The sequence below is a fragment of the Pseudomonas sp. FW305-3-2-15-E-TSA4 genome, from assembly GCF_058787295.1.
Genome location: NZ_JBYSZP010000014.1, coordinates 64198 through 82882 on the forward strand (window position 1 = coordinate 64198; position 18685 = coordinate 82882).

An 18685-nucleotide genomic window follows, 5' to 3' on the forward strand; every position below is an offset into this window, starting at 1 on the left:
TTAACGCTCCGTGGTTTTGCGGATCTCTTTTTCGTCCATCCACTCGGCCAGACCGCTTTCGACGTCGATCAGTTGCAGGCTGAATTTGTAGAAGACGTCCTTGTAGTCGCTGCTGCGTTTGACGATCGAGCTGATCGAGCCTTCCAGACGGTATTTGGCGGCGATCATGTTGCCAGTCTTGGCCACGGTGCTCTTCTTGTACAGACCGCTCTGGTTTTGCAGCTTGAGCTGATCGACCTGGCTCTGCATCGCGGTGTTGTCGCTGGCGAAACGGGCGGTGCCGGACTTCATCAGCTGAGTCTTGATGCTGGTGGTGATTTCGCGGGTATCGATGTATTCGCTGGTCTTGTTCTTCACGTCGTAGACCTGCACCACTGGGCGGCCCTGCAGAATGCCGGACTGGGCCAGCGAGCGGGTCATCGATTCGGCGATCATTTGCAGGTCGGTCGAACCGAATTCGTTGGTCACGGTTTCAACCGCTTTGGTGTCGCCGTAGCTGATGTTTTTGCTGCCCAGGGTCGGCGAGGTGTTGGCGCAACCGGAAGCCAGCAGGGCGAGGACAGCGATCAGGGAAAAGCGTGCAAACATGGGAATGCTCTCTAAAACAGGAATAGGGTGGCGGACTTAAGGCGTCTTGAGTTCGAGACGGAAATCCACGGCTTTCGGGGTCGGGGCGATGCCCTGGATGAAGCTGGTCTGAGCGCCGTACATCATCTGGCTCTTCCAGACTTCTTCCTCGGCGATCGGGAAACCTTCCGCACCGAGCCAGGCGAAGCGGTAGTAGAACGTCTTGTTGCTGTTGAGGGTGTTGGTCAACTGCACATTGACGGTCATGAAGCCGTTCTCTCGGGCGACGCGCATGGCGCCGACCGCGATGTGTTTCTGCGGGCCCATGGCCACGACCTTGCTCGCGGCGCTGCCCGGCTCAGGGGGTGGCGGGGTGGCGCAGCCGCTGGCCAGCACGGCGAGGGCGGCGATGGCGATGAGTTTCAAGCGCATGCAAAGACTCCGTTCTTAAGGTTGTTTGAGGCTGGCGACGTTGGTCGCACCGGCGCTCGGGATGACGTGGGCGGCGACGCCACCGGCAAACACCTGATTGCCCACGGCACGCAGGCTGATCACTTGATAACGCTGATCGACGGTGACTTTGACCAGCGAACCGCCGACGGCGCTCGGCAGGCTGACCTGGTGCTCGCCTTTCTTCAAGCGCAGACGCACCACTTGGGTGTTGTCCGGCAGGGTGCGCCACGTACGGGTATCGGCACCTTCCAGCACAGCTGAAGAAATACCCACGGCCAGACCGGCCAGCGGGTTGGTTTCGTTGATCTTCTTCTGCGCCACACCTTTGGTGATTGCGCGCACGGTGGTGCGCAAAATGATCCCCGGCATGTCATCGCGCAGGGCGCGGCGGGACATGGCGGTGGTGCTGTTGAGGGCAGTCAGGTTGACTTGCTGGCCATCGACGCCAATCTGCGTGAATGGTGCGGTAGAGGTGTCAGGCTTGATGATCGGGAACGACAGCGGGGTGATCACCACGTTGTTGGAGATCGGCAATGGCAGCGGCACGCGGATCGAATCACGCGAGGGTGCCAGACCACTTTGCACCACGATCAGGATGTCGCTGTCGTCGCTCTTGGTCGGCTTGTCGAGATTGACCAGCGCCTGCTCCAGCAGCGGGGTGTTCGGGCGCAGTTCGGCCGCCTTGCGATAGCCCGGCGCAGCCAGGTCTTTCTCGCCCAGGGCTTCGTAGACGAAACCGGCCAGGTAATGACTGAACGCACTCTGGTAGCTGTTTTTCAGGCTGACCACTTCCGGCGCGTCGAGGCTGGCAACCGGGTAGCCTTGCAGATCCTTGTACTGAGTCTTGATGCCTTCTTTCTCGGCCTCTTCCTCACTCTTGAGGTATTCCTTGTCGCGCAGGTCGGCGATCACCGCTTCACGTTCGTGAGTCTTCTTGATCGCGGTGCGGGCGCCGTCGAAGTCATTGACCGCCAGCAGGTTGAGGGCCATCTGCGTGGTCAACATGACTTTTTCGTAGTCGTAGCCTTCGTAGCGACGCACCTTGTCGTTGACCAGGAAGCTGCCGAACTGAGCCAGGTATTTACCGGTGTCGAGCTTGACCGAATCTTCCCACTGGCCAACCACCTGATCGGCGCTGGTCCAGGCGTTCTGGCTGCCGGACAGGTCGCCCTTGGCGCGCAGCAACTCACCTTTCTCGAAGTAATAGAGCAGGTCTTTGTCCGGACCGGTGTTGTTCTTTTCCAGCAGGCTCAGCGCGGCGTCGACGTTGCCGGTGGCCAGTTGCTGGTTGGTCTGGGCCAGTTCCGAATCGTAGTTGCGAAACGCTGAACAGCCGGACAGCAGAGTAACCGCGCTGAGCGCGATCAAGGTGGGAGTGCGCAATGCCATGGGGGTACTTCTTCCCTGAGCTAGTAACTGCATCAGCCGCCGGTGCTGGTCGGGCTGGTGTGACCCATCGACAGTGGCGCTGGCCTCCTGCCAATTCCTCATAACCAGAGGAGCTTTTATGCCGCATCGCGATAGCGCGGGCGCGGCATTATAAGCGGCCGATGCTGGCCATGTAATAGCTTTTTAATCGCACTTGTTAGTTTGGTGCCATTACTCCTCTGCATTATCTGACACCTTTCGTTCATGGCGTTTCGGGCAGGACCAATGCGGATCCGACGTAATAGTTCTGGCCCATGAATACCCGCAGGTTGAACACTTGATGGCTGTGGTCGACGCGTACCGTGAACCCGTCTTCTGCACGAAAATACGGAAAGCGCACGCGGTGCAGGCCTTTTTTCAGGCGCAGACGGGCGACCAGGGTTTTGTCCGGCAGCGTGCGCCAGGTTCGGGTGTCAGCCTCTTCAAAAGGATCAGGATCGGTCACCACCAACGACGCCTTGGACGGATCGCGCTCGTTCATTTGCGCCTGGCTGATGGCGGCCATGTTGGCGCGGAACATGGCGCGGGAAATGATCGCCGGCATGTCATCGCGCAAGGTGCGCATGGCCATGTCCGTGACGCTGTTGATCATCGTCAGCGGGTATTGTTTACCATCCACGAGCACGCTTGGAACCGGAGGTGTGAGAGTGTCGGGCACCATCACCGGGAACGAAATCGGGGCGATAATCGTCAGGTTTTCGTTCAGCCGTACCGGGATCGGCACTTGCACCGAACTGCGTGCCGGGGCGAAGCCGGCCTGGACCACGATCAGAATCTCGCTTTCATCGCCTGTCGGCCCGGGTTTGTCCAGATTGCGCAGAGCGTTTTCGAGAAACCGCAGGCCCGGGCGCAATTCGATCGCCTGTCGATAGCCGGGTGCCGCGAGCGTACGCTCGCCCAAGGCTTCATAGGTGAAGCCTGCCAGATAATGACTGAACGCACTCTGGTAGCCATTCTTCAGCGCGATGACTTGCGGAGCGTCGAGGATGGTCACCGGATAGCCTTGCAAATCTTTGTAATGCAGCCTGATCCCTTGGCTTTTGGCTTGCTCTTCAGCTTCTTCGTATTGCCTTTCGCGCTGGCGGGCGATCAGGGTTTCGCGCTCGTGGGTTTTCTTGATGTCGGCCCGGGCACCGTCGAAATCGTTTTCCGCCAGTTGGTTGAGCGCCATCTCGGTGGTCAGCATGACTTTTTCGTAGTCGTAACCCTCGTAGCGCAGCAGCTTGTCGTTGACCAGCATCGTGCCCATTTCGTTGCCGAAGCGGGTCAGCAACTTCATGCCTGCGGAGGGCACGGCTTCTTCGCGCTGAAAAATCATCCGGTCAGCACTGCGCCACGCTTCCTGGCTTTTTGGCAGGTTGGTGCCGGCGCTGAGGATCGCGCCGCGTTCCATGAAATACAGCAGATCCTTGTCTTCCCAAGGATTGTGCAGCTCCATCAGATAAAGCGCTTCGTTGAGATTGCCCTGCGCCATCTGATCGATGGTCTGCTGCATTTCCTGATCGTAATTGCGGTAAGCGGCGCACCCACTCAGTTGCATGATGAGGCTAAGCAGCAGGTAGAGCGGCAGGCAATGGCGCATGGAGACGGGTTCTTCCTTGAACGGCAAAAGCACGGAGGTGACGCATTATAGGGGCGCTTTGCTGCTGCCGGGTGGACAAGGATTGCGCTAGGCTTGCGCGCTCAGCGCTCAACAGATCCGGGGCTTTAATGAATCAACTGCAAGCCATGCGCGCGTTTCGTTGCATCGTCGAGTGTCGCGGGTTCAGCGCCGCTGCCGAGCGCCTCGACACCACTCACTCGACCATCTCCCGGCAGTTGCAGCAACTGGAAAGCGAGCTGGGCACGCGGCTGATCAATCGCAACACCCGAGGTTTCAGCCTGACCACGGCAGGGCAGCAGTATTACGCGGCGTGCGTGGACATTCTCGATCGCCTCGATCAAGCCGCACTGGCGGTGGGGCAGGCACATGAAAGCCCCAGCGGTGTGCTGCGCATCAGTGCACCGATGGTCATCGGTACGCTGGAGCTGGCGAGCTGGTTGCCGGCGTTTCAGCAGCGCTATCCCGAGATTGAAGTGGACCTGTCCTGCGATGACCGTTTCGTCGATCTGATCGCCGAGGGTTTCGATGTGGCCCTGCGTATCTGCGGGCCGTTGGCCGATTCATCCATAGTGGCGCGGTTGCTGACTGTCTCGGACATGTTGCTGGTGGCTTCGCCTGTGTATGTGGCGCGCAATGGTCTGGTGCGCCAGGTGCGCGAACTCGCCGAGCAGCAGTTACTGGCGTTTGCCGGTGGCAGTGACTGGGTGCTGACCGATACGCGTGGACTCACCACCAGCGTGCGCGTGCAGGGCCGGTTCAAGGCCGATTCGATCAGTTCGCTGCACGCCGCCGCGTTGGCCGGGGTTGGTATCGCCGCGTTCACCCGGGCCACAGTGCAGGACGATCTGTTCAGCGGCCGGCTGGTACAAATCCTGCCCAACTACAGCCTTGGGCGGCGACACTATTACGCGCTCTATCCGCATGCCCGGCACGTCGCACTGAAGGTACAGGTGTTCGTCGAATTCATGCTGGAGCATTACCGCAACACACCCGTCGCGCTGCGTTAAAACGCCACGAGACATCGACAGAGCTTGAGTGAAAAGCGTTCGAAGTGAACAATATGTAACTTCGCATTTCCATTTGAGACTCATTCATGACTGCCGCGTCCCGATTCCTGGCCTGGCTGGTGTTCCCTCTGTTGGCCTTGAGCAGTTCCAGCCTGCTGGCCGACACCGTGGAAGGCGCCCCGCAGGCGCTGCACCTGCTCGATTACATCAGCGCCGACTACCCGCCGACGGTCGAGGCGGGCAAGGTCGTCGACGACGGCGAATATCGCGAGCAACTGGAATTCACCCAGGTGCTGCAAGGGCTGATCGGCGGTCTGCCGGCCAAACCGGAGAAGGCTGAGCTGGAGCAGGGCGTCGCAGCGCTGCACACCGCCATCACCGCGAAACAGGACGGCGCTGAAGTCGCGCGTCAGGCCCGGCAACTGGGGGCGAAACTGGCGGTGGCGTATGAAGTCAGCCAGGCGCCGATCATCACTCCCGATCCCACCCGGGGCGCGCCGTTGTACGCGCAGAACTGCTCGGTATGTCACGGTGAAACCGGCGCCGGTGACGGCCCGGCGGGCCTCGGCATGACGCCGCCTCCGGCCAACCTGCGCGATGCCGCACGCATCGACCATCTGAGTCTGTACGCGATCTACAGCACCCTCGGCCAAGGCGTCGAAGGCACCGACATGCCGGCCTTCGCCGATCAACTGGACGACCGTCAGCGTTGGGATCTGGCGACCTACATTGCCGGTTTCAGTGCCGACCCGGCTGCGGCCAAGTCTGACAAGACCTTCAACATCGCCGATCTGGCGCGCCAGACCCCGGCCGAGGTGCAGGCCGCCGAAGGCCCGCAGGTCGCCGCAAGCTTCCGTGCCCAGCGCGCGCAACCGCCGCAGGTCAAACGCGGCCCGGCGCAATTGCTCGATTACACCGCCGCCACGCTGGACAAAAGCCTGGCGGCGTACCGCGCCGGCGAGCACGATCAGGCCTACGACCTGTCGGTGGCGGCGTATCTGGAAGGTTTCGAGCTGGTCGAAAGCTCGCTGGATAACGTCGACGCCAACGTGCGCAAGGACACCGAAAAATCGCTGATGGCCTACCGTCAGTCGTTGCAGGACGGCTTGCCGGTGGCGCAGGCCGAACAGCGTCTGGACGTAGCCAAGGGCAAGTTGAAAGAGTCTGCCGAACTGCTCGGCAGCGATGGCCTGAGCTGGTCGCTGAGCTTTATCTCCGGCCTGCTGATTCTGCTGCGTGAAGGCCTCGAAGCGATTCTGGTGCTGGCGGCGATCCTCGCGTTCCTGCGCAACACCGGCCAGCAGTCGGCAGTGCGCAGCGTCAACATCGGTTGGGGCCTGGCGCTGCTCGCCGGTCTTGGCACCTGGGCGCTGGCGGCGTACGTGATCGACGTCAGCGGCTCGCAGCGTGAACTGCTCGAGGGCGCCACGGCGCTGTTCGCCAGCGTCATGGTGCTGTGGCTCGGCGTGTGGATGCACGACCGGCGGCACGCCGCGGCTTGGCAGGATTACATCAAGCAGAGTCTGGTGGGCGGCGGCGGACGTTTCGGCTTCGCGATCCTCGCGTTCTTCTCGGTGTACCGCGAGTTGTTCGAAGTGATCCTGTTCTACGAAACCCTGTGGCTGCAGGCCGGCCCCGCCGGGCATGACGCGGTGCTGGCCGGTGGTGCGACCGCACTGGTGCTGCTGATCGGTCTGGCCTGGGTGATCCTGCGCGGTTCGGCGAAACTGCCGCTGGCGCTGTTCTTCAGCATCAACGCCGGTCTGCTCTGTGCCTTGTCGGTGGTGTTCGCCGGGCATGGCGTGAAAGCGCTGCAGGAAGCCGGGATCTTCGGCACGCGACCGGTGGCGTTCTTTGAATTCGACTGGCTGGGGATTCACGCCGACGCCTATTCGCTGACGGCTCAGGCCGTGGCGATTCTGGCGATTGTTGTGCTGTACGGGCGGAGTCGGATCGCGGAGAAGAAGCGGGTCACTGCTTAACAGCATTCGCTGCGCTCACATTCGCGGGCAAGCCACGCTCCCACAGGTTTAGCGTTAACCTTGTGGGAGCGGGCTTGCCCGCGATGCTTTTTTGAAGAGGAAAAAATCATGCGTGTATGGATCGATGCCGACGCTTGCCCCCGGGCCGCCAAGGATCTGGTGGTGAAGTTCGCCCTCAAGCGCCAGTTCGAAGTGGTGCTGGTGGCCGGGCAGCCGCAGACCAAGCCGGGACTGGCCATCGTCAAACTGATCGTGGTGCCCAGCGGTCCGGATGCGGCGGACGATTATCTGGTCGAGCACGCGGTGCCTGGTGAGCTGGTGATCTGCAGCGATATCCCGCTGGCCGATCGTCTGGTGAAGAAGGGGGTGGCAGCGCTGGACCCGCGCGGCAAGGAGTTCGATGCGCAGAACATGGGCGAGCGGCTGGCGGTGCGCAACCTGTTCACCGACCTGCGTGAGCAGGGCCAGATCAGCGGCGGCCCGGCACCGTTCGGCGAGCGCGAGAAACAGGCGTTTGCCAATGCGCTGGACCGCATCCTCACCCGCCTTGCACGTCAGTCCTGATTCAACCGTATTCCTGTGGTGAGGGGATTTATCCCCGATGGCCTGCACAGCAGGCCCAATGCTTCAAGATGCAAAGGGGCTGCTGCGCAGCCATCGGGGATAAATCCCCTCACCACAAAAACCCTTCAGAAAGTTCGTGTCAAGCATCGTTTTCGTGGGTCAGTTCGAGAACGCGATCCACCAGTTTGTTGATCCCCGAAGCCGCTTCACTGATGTTCTGCGCCAGCATGTAAGCCGGGGTCGTCACCAGTTTGCGTGCCTTGTCTTCGATGATGTCGGTCACCGCGCAGTCTTCGTGGCTGGCGCCCATCTTGTTCATCGCGGTGGCGGTGTCGGCATCGTTGCCGATGGTGCAGGTCACGCCCGGGCCGTAGATCTTCGCTGCCAGCGCCGGCGAGATGCACATCAGACCCACCGGTTTGCCCGCTTCGGCAAATGCTTCCGCCAAGGCCAGCACTTCAGGCTGCACCGTGCAGCCGGCGCCTTCAACGGCGAAGTTCGAGAGGTTTTTCGCGGCGCCAAAACCGCCAGGTACGATCAGCGCGTCGAAGTCATCGACGTCGGCCTCGCGGATATCCTTGATGTTGCCGCGGGCAATGCGCGCCGACTCCACCAGCACGTTGCGCGTCTCGGGCATTTCTTCACCGGTCAGGTGATTGATCACATGCAATTGCGCGATGTTCGGCGCGAAGCATTGCACCTGTGCGCCGCGTTGATCCAGGCGCAGCAGGGTGATGACGCTTTCATGGATTTCGGCGCCGTCGTACACGCCGCTGCCGGACAGGATCACTGCAACTTTTTTGCTCATGGGTTTCTCTCCAGATTCATGGCGCTAAATGTCCACTAATTTGTCGTGCGTTGCCATAGGCCCAAGTGGCGGCTGCACCTGCATGGAGCGCTTTCTAAATGGATCGCAGCAACGGCGGGGTGTTCATTATTTGCGGTTGCCTGCCTCGTGACGAGCAGGAGATTTTTGGCGTGAGAACGCCGCTGGCGAACGGGAGTCCGCTGGCGCAGAGGGGATAAATGACTAAAAGAGCCGGCCAGCCCGGGCTTTGCGCAGGGCTGTGCGCCGGGCGCCAGCGCGTTATTCGGCTGGCGTCTTCGGTTCGGCAGGTTTGGCCACTTCTGCTTGATTCAGCAGTGCCGCTTTTGCGGCTTGCTCATCGGCGTAAACCTGTTTTGCCAGTCGCGCATTCTTGAAGCGGCGGCGCAGCCACAGACCAACGCCAAGAATCAGCAGCGCACCGAGCACCCACAGCTCGTACTTCTTGATGCTGCCGAGCATGCCTTCGAGCACCGCGCCGAAGTGGTAGGCGGCGGCTGCCAGGGCGGTGGCCCAGATCGCTGCGCCGATACCGTTGAGCAACAGATAACGTCCCGGCGGATAACCCGACAGGCCGATCGCCACCGGCATCACCGTGCGCAGGCCGTAAACGAAGCGGAAGCTCAGAACCCAGATGTCCGGATGCTTGCGAATGTGTTCCAGCGCGCGGTCGCCCATCATCTGCCAGCGCGGTTTGCGCGCGAGCAATTTGCGCCCGTGCTTGCGCCCCAGGAAGTACCACAGCTGATCGCCGGCATAGCTGCCGAAGAACGCCACGACCACCACCAGGTTGATGTCCATGTATCCACGGAACGCGAGGAAGCCTGCGAGCACCAGGATGGTTTCGCCTTCGAAGAACGTGCCGAGGAACAAGGCAAAGTAGCCAAAGTCATGCAGAAATTGTTGGAGCATTGTCTGGGTGCTGGCGAAATGAACGCGCAGCCTAACCCTTCGGACACATTCATGAAAGTGTCCAAATGTGTCTCGACGTGAACAATTCCTACGCTAACAATGGAATGCGGCTACATGTCACGGGGTACGCACAACTGTAATCTGTTGGTCATAATGGCCGTCTATAACTGTCACGCTCGCCCGTTTGCGCGGGCTCAGGAGTCCGCCGTGAGCTTTACCCCTGCCAATCGTCTGTTCCCTGCCACTCGCCTGCGTCGCAATCGTCGTGATGATTTTTCGCGTCGGCTGGTGCGGGAAAACGTGCTGACGGTCGATGACCTGATCTTGCCGGTGTTCGTGCTCGATGGTGTAAACCGTCGCGAAGCCGTGGCCTCGATGCCCGGTGTCGAGCGCCTGACCATCGACCTGCTGCTTGAAGAAGCGGCGCAATGGGTCGAACTGGGGATCCCGGCGCTGGCGCTGTTCCCGGTCACGCCTGTCGAACTGAAATCCCTTGATGCTGCCGAAGCCTGGAACCCCGAGGGCATTGCCCAACGTGCTACTCGCGCGTTGCGTGAGCGGTTCCCGGAATTGGGCGTGATCACTGACGTCGCCCTCGATCCGTTCACCACCCACGGGCAGGACGGCATTCTCGACGAAGAAGGCTACGTGCAGAACGACATCACCGTCGACGCACTGGTCAAACAGGCTTTGTCCCACGCCGAAGCCGGCGCTCAGGTCGTGGCGCCGTCGGACATGATGGACGGTCGGATTCAGGCGATCCGCGAGGCGCTGGAGCTGGCCGGTCACGTCAACGTGCGGATCATGGCCTACTCGGCCAAGTACGCCAGCGCCTATTACGGGCCGTTCCGCGATGCCGTGGGGTCGGCGGCGAATCTGGGCAAGGCCAACAAGGCCTCCTATCAGATGGACCCGGCCAACAGCGACGAAGCGCTGCACGAAGTCGGCGCGGACTTGTCTGAAGGCGCGGACATGGTCATGGTCAAACCCGGCATGCCGTACCTGGACATTCTTTTCCGGGTAAAAGATGCCTTCAAAGTGCCGACCTTCGTCTATCAGGTTAGCGGCGAATACGCCATGCACATGGCGGCGATCCAGAATGGCTGGTTGAGCGAGGCGGTAATTCTTGAATCACTGACCGCCTTTAAACGTGCCGGCGCTGATGGCATCCTGACTTACTTTGCTGTCCGCGCCGCTCAATTGTTACGAGAGCAGAAATAGCCCTCCCAGGAACATTCGATGAATACCGAAGGACTCACTGAAGTTGCAGTAAAAGAAGCTCAACCGGTGGTGGAGCAAATCACCGAAACCCCGCCGGAACTCGAGCCTGCGCCACCCGCGCCGGTTACCGAAGCCGTCGCGGCGGCGCCAGTGATTGCGATCCCGGGCCTGGATGACAGCAGCCTGTATATCCATCGCGAGCTCTCGCAACTGCAGTTCAACATCCGCGTGCTGGAACAGGCGCTGGACGAGTCCTATCCGTTGCTGGAGCGGCTGAAGTTCCTGCTGATCTTCTCCAGCAACCTCGACGAATTCTTTGAAATCCGCGTCGCCGGCCTGAAAAAGCAGATCACCTTCGCCCGGGAACAGGCCGGTGCCGACGGTTTGCAACCGCATCAGGCGCTGGCGCGGATCAGCGAGCTGGTGCACGGTCACGTTGACCGCCAGTACGCGATCCTCAACGACATCCTGCTGCCGGAGCTGGAAAAGCATCAGGTGCGCTTCATCCGTCGCCGTCACTGGACGACCAAGATCAAGACCTGGGTGCGCCGCTACTTCCGCGACGAGATCGCGCCGATCATCACCCCGATCGGCCTCGACCCGACGCACCCGTTCCCGTTGCTGGTGAACAAGAGCCTGAACTTCATCGTCGAACTGGAAGGCATCGACGCCTTCGGTCGCGATTCCGGTCTGGCGATCATCCCGGCACCGCGCCTGCTGCCACGGATCATCAAGGTTCCGGAAGAAGTCGGCGGCCCGGGCGACAACTATGTGTTCCTGTCGTCGATGATCCACGCCCACGCCGATGACCTGTTCCAGGGCATGAAGGTCAAGGGCTGCTACCAGTTCCGCCTGACCCGAAACGCCGACCTGGCGCTCGACTCCGAAGATGTCGAAGACCTTGCGCGCGCCCTGCGTGGCGAGCTGTTCTCGCGGCGCTACGGTGATGCGGTGCGCCTGGAAGTCGCCGACACCTGCCCGAAACACCTCTCGGACTATCTGCTCAAGCAGTTCAACCTGAGCGAGACCGAGCTGTATCAGGTCAACGGCCCGGTCAATCTGACCCGTCTGTTCAGCATCACCGGTCTGGACAGCCACCCGGAGCTGCAATACACGCCGTTCACCCCGCAGATCCCGAAACTGCTGCAGAACAGCGAGAACATTTTCAGCGTAGTCAGCAAGCAGGACATCCTGTTGCTGCACCCGTTCGAGTCGTTCACTCCGGTGGTCGACCTGCTGCGCCAGGCGGCGAAAGACCCGCATGTATTGGCCGTACGCCAGACCCTGTACCGCTCCGGCGCCAACTCGGAAATTGTCGATGCGCTGGTAGACGCCGCGCGTAACGGCAAGGAAGTGACCGCAGTCATCGAACTGCGCGCCCGCTTCGACGAAGAGTCCAACCTGCAACTGGCCAGCCGTCTGCAAGCGGCCGGTGCGGTAGTGATTTACGGCGTGGTCGGCTTCAAGACCCACGCCAAGATGATGCTGATCCTGCGCCGCGAGGCCGGTGAGATCGTGCGTTACGCGCACCTCGGCACCGGTAACTACCACGCCGGCAATGCGCGTCTATACACCGACTACAGCCTGTTGACCTCCGACGACGCCTTGTGTGAAGACGTCGGTAAACTGTTCAGTCAGTTGATCGGCATGGGTAAAACCCTGCGCATGAAGAAGCTGCTGCACGCGCCGTTCACTCTGAAGAAGGGCATGCTCGACATGATTGCCCGGGAAACCCAGTTCGCCATCGAAGGCAAACCGGCGCACATCATCGCCAAGTTCAACTCGCTGACCGATCCGAAGATCATTCGTGCGCTGTACAAGGCCAGCCAGTCCGGCGTGCGCATCGATCTGGTGGTGCGTGGCATGTGCTGCCTGCGTCCGGGCATTGCCGGGGTTTCGCACAACATCCATGTGCGCTCGATCATCGGTCGCTTCCTTGAACACACCCGAGTGTTCTACTTCCTCAACGGCGGCGAGGAGCAGATGTTCCTCTCCAGCGCCGACTGGATGGAGCGCAACCTCGACAAGCGCGTCGAGACTTGCTTCCCGGTGGAGGGCAAGAAGCTGCTGACCCGCGTCAAGAAAGAGCTGGAGCTGTATCTGACCGACAACACCCACAGCTGGAGCCTGCAGTCGGATGGCCGTTACATCCGCAACACGCCAACCGGCAACCAGAACCCGCGCAGCGCGCAGGCGACCTTGCTGGAACGCCTGGGCAGCCCGATTCTGCCGGTGAGCAGCTAACAGCTTAAAAGCGCCCTCACCCTAACCCTCTCCCGGAGGGAGAGGGGACTGACCGAGTTGGATGTTCGAGGTACATCGACCTGAGATTTCGAGTCGAACTCAGGATTTGAAAGGCCCATAAATCGGCTCCCTTTCCCCCTCGCCCCCTTGGGGGAGAGGGCTGGGGTGAGGGGGATCGATCTCAAGCACCCCTTTTGAACCAAGCCAAACACCCAATAAAAAGGCGATCCCGAAGGATCGCCTTTTTTGTGCCTGCCCGTTACTCAATGCACGGTCAGAACGATCCCCACCCGCGTCAGCCAGTCGGCTTCGAGGCCAAAGTCGGCCTGAGTCAGTTGGTTTTCATCCAACCAGTTCTCCGGAAATTCCACGTCGAGGGTGTTGCCTTTGGCATGCAGCGTCACTTGTGGCATCGCCTGGGTGCCACGGATGTGGTGGAACAGGATCGCGAAGCGCAGCAGCACGCACAGGCGGATCAGCTTGTCGCCGTCGTCACCGAACTCGGCGAACTTGTCCTTGGGGATGTTGCGGCGATGGCCGCGCACCAGCAGGGCGAGCATTTGCTGGTCTTCGCGGGAGAAACCGGCAAGGTCCGAGTGCTCGATCAGATAGGCGCCGTGCTTGTGGTAGTGATAGTGCGCGATGTCGAGGCCGACTTCGTGGACTTTCGCTGCCCAACCGAGCAGTTCGCGCCAGATACCGTCATCCAGCTCCCAGTCCGCGGCGACCTGATCGAAGGCGTGCAGTGCCTTGCGTTCAACTCGCGCGGCTTGTTCCAGATCGACGTGATAGCGCTCCATCAGCGAAGTCAGGGTGCGTTCGCGCACGTCTTCGTGGTGATGGCGCCCGAGCAGGTCGTAGAGCACGCCTTCACGCAGCGCGCCTTCGCAATGATCCATGCGTTGCAGTTCGAGGGCGTCGAAGATCGCTTCGAGAATCGCCAGGCCAGCCGGGAAGATTGCCCGACGGTCAGGCTTGATGCCTTCGAAGTCGATCTTGTCGACGTCACCCAGTTTGAACAGACGACGCTTGAGCCAGGCCAGGCCTTCGGCATTCACTTCGCCGGTGCCATGCCCGCCGGCCTTCAGCGCCAGGCCGATGGCGCGGATGGTGCCCGAGGAGCCGATGGCTTCATCCCAGGTCAGGCGGTGCAGGGCGTGCTCGATGCTCATGATCTCCAGCCGCGCCGCGGTGTACGCCTGGGCGTAACGGGCCGGGGTGATCTTGCCGTCCTTGAAATAACGCTGAGTGAAGCTGACGCAGCCCATTTGCAGGCTTTCGCGCAGCAGCGGTTCAAAACGCTGCCCGATGATGAATTCGGTACTGCCGCCGCCGATGTCGGCCACGAGACGCTTGCCCGGGGTGTCGGCGAGGGTGTGCGAAACGCCCAGATAAATCAGCCGCGCTTCTTCACGGCCGGAGATGACTTCCACCGGGTGGCCAAGGATCTCTTCGGCGCGGTGGATGAATTCCAGGCGGTTGCGCGCTTCGCGCAGGGCGTTGGTGCCGACGATCCGCACGGCGCCCAGTGGCATGCCGTTGATCAGTTGGGCAAAGCGCTTGAGGCAGTCGAGGCCGCGCTGCATCGATTCTTCGTTGAGATGGCGCTCATCGTCGATACCGGCGGCGAGCTGCACTTTCTCTCCGAGGCGCTCCAGGATGCGGATTTCACCGTTCTGGGCCTTGGCCACGACCATGTGGAAGCTGTTGGAGCCCAGGTCGATTGCGGCGATCAGGGACAGATTCTTGGCTTTGGATTGCGGCATGGTCAGGGGGTCTCGGTCGATAACCCCGCCATCGTGCCACGATCAAACGCTGACGCCAACGCGCATGGTTCAAACCGTTGATCCTGCGCATAAAAGCTTGAGACCGCGGCGCGGCCATTCGCGAGCAAGCCCGCTCCCACAGGTTTTGCGGCGAGCTCACCATAGTGGTCCAACAGAGATCCCTGTGGGAGCGAGCCTGCTCGCGAAGGCGTCCGCCCCATCACTGCGGGCTATTTCAGGCTGTCGCTTCCACCGTGCCAATGAAGTTCGCCAGCTCCGCCGTCTGCGGATTGGCAAACAGCACCTTCGGATCCCCCACTTCATGCACCTTGCCATGGTGCATGAACACCAGTTTGTCACCGACTTCCCGGGCAAAGCGCATTTCGTGGGTGACCATGATCAGCGTCATGCCTTCCTTGGCCAGTTGCCTGACCACGGCGAGCACTTCATTGACCAGCTCCGGGTCCAGCGCCGAGGTGATCTCGTCGCACAGCAACACTTTCGGCGACATCGCCAGCGCCCGGGCAATCGCCACGCGCTGTTGCTGTCCGCCGGACAACCGATCCGGGAAGGCGTCGAACTTCTCCCCCAGCCCGACGCGTTCGAGCATCTTGCGTGCCAGCTCGGCTGCCTTGGCCTTCGGTACTTTCTGCACCACTTGCGGGGCGAGCATCACGTTTTCGCCGACGGTCAGGTGCGGGAACAGGTTGAACTGCTGGAACACCATGCCGACTTTCTGCCGCAGGCTGCGCAGGTCGGCGCGGGCGGCGTCGAGGTATTCGCCGTCGACTTCGATCACCCCGTCGTTGATCGACTCCAGACCATTGAGGGTGCGCAGCAGGGTCGATTTGCCCGAGCCGCTGCGGCCGATGATCGCCACCACCTGGCCTTCCTCGACGCTCAGGTCGATGCCTTTGAGCACGTGGTGATCACCGTAGTATTTATGCAGGGCGGAAATTCTAAGCAGAGGCATGCAGTCTCCTTTCCAGGTAGCGCGCACTGAGCGACAGGGGGTAGCAGAGCAGGAAGTAGCCGAGGGCAACGAGGCCGTAGACCATGAACGGTTCGAAGGTGGCGTTGGCGAGCATGCCGCCGGTCTTGGTCAGCTCGGTGAAACCGATGATCGAGGTCACCGCAGTGCCCTTGACCACCTGCACCGAGAAGCCCACGGTCGGCGCCACGGCGATGCGCAGCGCCTGCGGCAGGATCACGTAGCGCAACTGCTCCAGCGGATTCAGCGCCAGGCTCGACGAGGCTTCCCACTGGCCATTGGGGATCGCTTCGACGCAACCGCGCCAGATCTCCGCCAGATAGGCGCTGGTAAACAGCGTCAAGGCAAGCGCCGCGGCCATCCACGGCGAGATCTCGATCCCGGCCAGCGCCACGCCGAAGAACACCAGAAACAGCTGCATCAGCAGCGGTGTGCCCTGGAACAACTCGATCCAGGTGCGGGCGATATTGCTCGGCAACGGGTTTTTCGAGATGCGCATGATCAGAATCAGCAGCCCGACGATCCCGCCGCCAATGAACGCCACCAGCGACAACGCCAGCGTCCATTGCAGGCCGGTGAGCAGGTTGCGCAGGATGTCCCAGAAGGTGAAGTCGCTCATTGGCTGCTCCTCGCGATATAGCGGCGGCCGATCCAGTTCAGCAACTGGCGGATCAGCAGCGCCATGCACAGGTAGATCAGCGTGGTCAGCGCATAGGTTTCAAAGGCGCGGAAGTTGCGCGACTGAATGAAGTTGGCGGCGAAGCTCAGCTCCTCGGTGGCGATCTGCGAACACACCGCCGAACCGAGCATGACGATGATGATCTGGCTGCTCAGGGCCGGCCAGACCTTGCCCAGCGCCGGCAGCAGGACCACATGGCGGAACGCTTCGAAACGGCTCATCGCCAATGCGGCAGCGGCCTCCAGTTGTCCGCGCGGAATCGCCTGGATGCCGGCGCGGATGATCTCGGTCGAATACGCGCCGAGGTTGATCACCATCGCCAGCACGGCCGCCTGCCACTCGGAAATCTGCACCCCGAGGGATGGCAGGCCGAAGAAGATGAAGAACAGTTGCACCAGAAATGGCGTGTTGCGGATCAACTCGACGTAGACGCCGAAGAGTGCCGAGAACGGGCGGATGTTCCACGCCCGCACCAGCGCGCCGACGATGCCCACGCCGACCCCGAACAGCGCGCCAATCGCCGTCAGCTCCAGGGTGAACAGCGCGCCGCGCAGCAACAGGTCGGTGTTTTGCACCACCGGCATGAAATCGAACTGATAAGCCATCGATTGTCTCCCGCGCGACCGATCAGAGGTCGGCCGGCAGCGGCTCTTTGAGCCAGGTCTGCGAGTTTTTCTCCAGCGCGCCGTCAGCCTTGGCGGTGGCGAGGATCTCGTTGACCTTGCTCAGCAGCGCAGGCTCGTTCTTGTTCACGCCGACGTAGACCGGCGAATCCTTGAGCTTCACTTTGAGCGCCGGCACGCGTTTCGGGTTCTTCTCGCTGATCGCCACCATCACCACGTTGCCGCTGGCGATCAGATCGACCTGGCCGGCGAGGTAGGCGGCGATGGTCGAGTTATTGTCCTCGAAGCGCTTGATGGTCACGCCTTCGGGGGCGACCTTGGTCAGCTCGATGTCTTCGATCGCGCCACGGGTGACGCTGATGGTTTTGCCCTTGAGGTCGTCGAGCGTAGTGACGGCGGCATCAGGCGGGCCGAACACCGCGAGGTAGAAAGGCGCGTAGGCGTGGGAGAAGTCGATGACTTTCTCGCGCTCCGGGTTCTTGCCGAGGCTGGAGATCACCAGGTCGACCTTGCCGGTGGTGAGGAACGGGATGCGGTTGGTGCTGTTGACCGGGGTCAGTTCGAGTTTGACCTTGAGTTGCTCGGCCAGCAGTTTTGCCGTGTCGATATCCAGGCCACGGGGTTTCATGTCCGGGCCGACCGAGCCGAATGGCGGGAAGTCCTGAGGCACGGCAACTTTCAGTGTGCCGCGTTTGACCACGTCTTCCAGGCCATCGGCGTGGGCGGGGATCTGGCTCAGCATCAAGCTGGAAAACAGAGCGGCGAGGAGGGCTCGGTAACGCAGGGTCATGGCAAATCTCCGGATCGACGGGAAGTGATTTCTGCGATCGGACAGAGCACGGGCCGTGCCAATACCCGGATTTATCCCCGGCAGGCCGCGGGTTTTCCGGGTTTATTCGGTCTTACTGGTCTGAACAGTCAGGTTGTTTTTCGCACCCCGATGGCGCACCGGCAGCGGGCGCCGAACCCCGCTGGGGCACGACTTGCCGGATCCGGCGAATAGCTTTACAACTAGCCGCACCTTGGCCTGGCTCGTCTGAAAAACCATGAACTCGATCTCCCGCGCCGTACCCGAAGTGGCGCTGCAAGCCATACGCAAACTGATCACTGAGCAGGGTTTCGGTGCGGGCGATGCGTTGCCGTCGCAACGGGATCTGGCGGTGCAACTGGGGGTCAGTCGGGCGTCGTTGCGCGAGGCGCTGTCGTCGCTCAGTGCGCTGGGCGTGGTCAGCATCCAGCCGGGCAAAGGCGTGTTCGTGCAGGCACCGGTGGAGATTGCGCAGGGTGACAATGCGCCGGGCTGGCCGTTCGCAGCGCAGGCCTCGCCGCTCGACATCTTTCAGTTGCGCTATGCGCTGGAGGGGTTTGCCGCCGGGCTGGCGGCGGTGACCTTAAGCACGTTCGATCTGGATGCGCTGGAGGACAACGTCGCGGCGATGCGTGAGCAATTGAAGGCCGGCGACTTCGAGGCCGCGGCGAAACTCGACTTCGAATTCCATCGGCGCATTCTGCTGGCCAGCGGCAATCAGGCGATGCTGAGCATCCTCACCGCCAGCGCCGAGATCTTTCTGGAGAGCCAGAAGCTACCGTTCATCCGCGCCGAACGGGCGATGGAAACCTGGCAGGAGCACCGCAAGATCCTTCGTGCACTGGCGCGCCGGGCATCCGCTGCGGCCCAGAAGGCCATGCAGGAGCACGTGCGCAACGCCGCCCTGCGCACCGGAATTTCCTTCATTGCCCCCGCCACGGCGTGACTTGGGCTATACCCAAACTCATCGAGTGCCATAGCAAGACTCAATCAACTGCGGCTTCCTGAAGA

General features: G+C 61.4%; 17 protein-coding genes. 6 read left to right on the forward strand and 11 right to left on the reverse strand.

All coding sequences use genetic code 11. The features are described from left to right. The 4 genes from lpoB to AC3WMV_RS19565 form a co-directional block, all read right to left on the reverse strand. Complete coding sequence (gene lpoB, locus AC3WMV_RS19550) at window positions 1–588, reverse strand: penicillin-binding protein activator LpoB (protein WP_003229365.1); 588 nt, start codon at window positions 586–588, stop codon at window positions 1–3. A gap of 36 nt (window positions 589–624) precedes the next feature. Beyond that, a complete protein-coding gene (locus tag AC3WMV_RS19555; protein ID WP_103368177.1) occupies window positions 625–999 on the reverse strand; it encodes a YcfL family putative periplasmic lipoprotein in 375 nt (124 codons plus the stop codon). 15 nt (window positions 1000–1014) lie between these two features. Next, entirely contained in the window at window positions 1015–2409 is a 1395-nt protein-coding gene (locus AC3WMV_RS19560; RefSeq protein WP_097089538.1) for a COG3014 family protein, read from the reverse strand. A gap of 241 nt (window positions 2410–2650) precedes the next feature. After that, the gene (locus tag AC3WMV_RS19565; protein ID WP_103368178.1) at window positions 2651–4030 is read right to left on the reverse strand and encodes a COG3014 family protein; all 1380 of its coding nucleotides are present in this window, start codon (window positions 4028–4030) and stop codon (window positions 2651–2653) included. A gap of 128 nt (window positions 4031–4158) precedes the next feature. Here AC3WMV_RS19565 and AC3WMV_RS19570 point away from each other — a divergent pair, with 128 nt between their 5' ends. The 3 genes from AC3WMV_RS19570 (at window position 4159) to AC3WMV_RS19580 (ending at window position 7604) form a co-directional block, all read left to right on the forward strand. Then, window positions 4159–5058 (forward strand): LysR family transcriptional regulator, encoded by a 900-nt coding sequence (locus AC3WMV_RS19570; protein ID WP_103368179.1) that lies wholly within the window; start codon window positions 4159–4161, stop codon window positions 5056–5058. Between the two features lie 86 nt (window positions 5059–5144). Then, a complete protein-coding gene (locus tag AC3WMV_RS19575) occupies window positions 5145–7040 on the forward strand; it encodes an FTR1 family protein (protein WP_103368180.1) in 1896 nt (631 codons plus the stop codon). Window positions 7041–7148: 108 nt separating this feature from the next. Beyond that, the gene (locus AC3WMV_RS19580) at window positions 7149–7604 is read left to right on the forward strand and encodes a YaiI/YqxD family protein (protein WP_027610467.1); all 456 of its coding nucleotides are present in this window, start codon (window positions 7149–7151) and stop codon (window positions 7602–7604) included. 139 nt (window positions 7605–7743) lie between these two features. On the opposite strand, the gene elbB is transcribed toward AC3WMV_RS19580, so the two are convergent. Further along, on the reverse strand, window positions 7744–8412 hold the full coding sequence (gene elbB, locus AC3WMV_RS19585) for an isoprenoid biosynthesis glyoxalase ElbB (protein ID WP_096796119.1): 669 nt from the start codon (window positions 8410–8412) through the stop codon (window positions 7744–7746). A gap of 279 nt (window positions 8413–8691) precedes the next feature. Further along, window positions 8692–9342 carry a DedA family protein gene (locus tag AC3WMV_RS19590; protein ID WP_027610469.1) on the reverse strand — a complete coding sequence of 217 codons (651 nt, stop codon included), beginning with the start codon at window positions 9340–9342 and terminating at the stop codon, window positions 8692–8694. Between the two features lie 207 nt (window positions 9343–9549). On the opposite strand from AC3WMV_RS19590, the gene hemB reads away from it, so the two are divergent. Next, the gene (hemB, locus tag AC3WMV_RS19595; RefSeq protein WP_097089544.1) at window positions 9550–10563 is read left to right on the forward strand and encodes a porphobilinogen synthase; all 1014 of its coding nucleotides are present in this window, start codon (window positions 9550–9552) and stop codon (window positions 10561–10563) included. 18 nt (window positions 10564–10581) lie between these two features. Next, window positions 10582–12807, forward strand: a complete 2226-nt coding sequence (gene ppk1 / locus AC3WMV_RS19600) for a polyphosphate kinase 1 (protein ID WP_007968444.1) — start codon at window positions 10582–10584, stop codon at window positions 12805–12807. Window positions 12808–13070: 263 nt separating this feature from the next. Here the strand turns inward: ppk1 and ppx are convergent, their stop codons facing one another. From ppx to AC3WMV_RS19625, 5 genes are all read right to left on the reverse strand, one after another. Beyond that, window positions 13071–14573 carry an exopolyphosphatase gene (gene ppx / locus AC3WMV_RS19605; protein WP_027610472.1) on the reverse strand — a complete coding sequence of 501 codons (1503 nt, stop codon included), beginning with the start codon at window positions 14571–14573 and terminating at the stop codon, window positions 13071–13073. A 235-nt stretch (window positions 14574–14808) separates the two neighbouring features. Next, window positions 14809–15546 carry an amino acid ABC transporter ATP-binding protein gene (locus AC3WMV_RS19610; RefSeq protein ID WP_095137640.1) on the reverse strand — a complete coding sequence of 246 codons (738 nt, stop codon included), beginning with the start codon at window positions 15544–15546 and terminating at the stop codon, window positions 14809–14811. Continuing rightward, window positions 15533–16183, reverse strand: a complete 651-nt coding sequence (locus AC3WMV_RS19615; RefSeq protein WP_103368181.1) for an amino acid ABC transporter permease — start codon at window positions 16181–16183, stop codon at window positions 15533–15535. Before AC3WMV_RS19615 ends, AC3WMV_RS19610 begins: the two co-directional genes overlap by 14 nt. Then, window positions 16180–16848 carry an amino acid ABC transporter permease gene (locus tag AC3WMV_RS19620; RefSeq protein WP_027610474.1) on the reverse strand — a complete coding sequence of 223 codons (669 nt, stop codon included), beginning with the start codon at window positions 16846–16848 and terminating at the stop codon, window positions 16180–16182. The genes AC3WMV_RS19615 and AC3WMV_RS19620 overlap by 4 nt, the downstream gene beginning before the upstream one ends. A gap of 22 nt (window positions 16849–16870) precedes the next feature. Next, on the reverse strand, window positions 16871–17656 hold the full coding sequence (locus AC3WMV_RS19625; protein ID WP_103368182.1) for a transporter substrate-binding domain-containing protein: 786 nt from the start codon (window positions 17654–17656) through the stop codon (window positions 16871–16873). A 256-nt stretch (window positions 17657–17912) separates the two neighbouring features. Here AC3WMV_RS19625 and AC3WMV_RS19630 point away from each other — a divergent pair, with 256 nt between their 5' ends. After that, window positions 17913–18620 (forward strand): FadR/GntR family transcriptional regulator, encoded by a 708-nt coding sequence (locus AC3WMV_RS19630; RefSeq protein ID WP_027610476.1) that lies wholly within the window; start codon window positions 17913–17915, stop codon window positions 18618–18620. Window positions 18621–18685 lie beyond the last annotated feature (65 nt).

Coding starts and splice junctions, on each gene's coding strand:
- lpoB (WP_003229365.1), bottom strand. CDS start 588: ATGTTTGCACGCTTTTCCCTGATCGCTGTCCTCGCCCTGCTGGCTTCC.
- AC3WMV_RS19555 (WP_103368177.1), bottom strand. CDS start 999: ATGCGCTTGAAACTCATCGCCATCGCCGCCCTCGCCGTGCTGGCCAGC.
- AC3WMV_RS19560 (WP_097089538.1), bottom strand. CDS start 2,409: ATGGCATTGCGCACTCCCACCTTGATCGCGCTCAGCGCGGTTACTCTG.
- AC3WMV_RS19565 (WP_103368178.1), bottom strand. CDS start 4,030: ATGCGCCATTGCCTGCCGCTCTACCTGCTGCTTAGCCTCATCATGCAA.
- AC3WMV_RS19570 (WP_103368179.1), top strand. CDS start 4,159: ATGAATCAACTGCAAGCCATGCGCGCGTTTCGTTGCATCGTCGAGTGT.
- AC3WMV_RS19575 (WP_103368180.1), top strand. CDS start 5,145: ATGACTGCCGCGTCCCGATTCCTGGCCTGGCTGGTGTTCCCTCTGTTG.
- AC3WMV_RS19580 (WP_027610467.1), top strand. CDS start 7,149: ATGCGTGTATGGATCGATGCCGACGCTTGCCCCCGGGCCGCCAAGGAT.
- elbB (WP_096796119.1), bottom strand. CDS start 8,412: ATGAGCAAAAAAGTTGCAGTGATCCTGTCCGGCAGCGGCGTGTACGAC.
- AC3WMV_RS19590 (WP_027610469.1), bottom strand. CDS start 9,342: ATGCTCCAACAATTTCTGCATGACTTTGGCTACTTTGCCTTGTTCCTC.
- ppk1 (WP_007968444.1), top strand. CDS start 10,582: ATGAATACCGAAGGACTCACTGAAGTTGCAGTAAAAGAAGCTCAACCG.
- ppx (WP_027610472.1), bottom strand. CDS start 14,573: ATGCCGCAATCCAAAGCCAAGAATCTGTCCCTGATCGCCGCAATCGAC.
- AC3WMV_RS19610 (WP_095137640.1), bottom strand. CDS start 15,546: ATGCCTCTGCTTAGAATTTCCGCCCTGCATAAATACTACGGTGATCAC.
- AC3WMV_RS19615 (WP_103368181.1), bottom strand. CDS start 16,183: ATGAGCGACTTCACCTTCTGGGACATCCTGCGCAACCTGCTCACCGGC.
- AC3WMV_RS19620 (WP_027610474.1), bottom strand. CDS start 16,848: ATGGCTTATCAGTTCGATTTCATGCCGGTGGTGCAAAACACCGACCTG.
- AC3WMV_RS19625 (WP_103368182.1), bottom strand. CDS start 17,656: ATGACCCTGCGTTACCGAGCCCTCCTCGCCGCTCTGTTTTCCAGCTTG.
- AC3WMV_RS19630 (WP_027610476.1), top strand. CDS start 17,913: ATGAACTCGATCTCCCGCGCCGTACCCGAAGTGGCGCTGCAAGCCATA.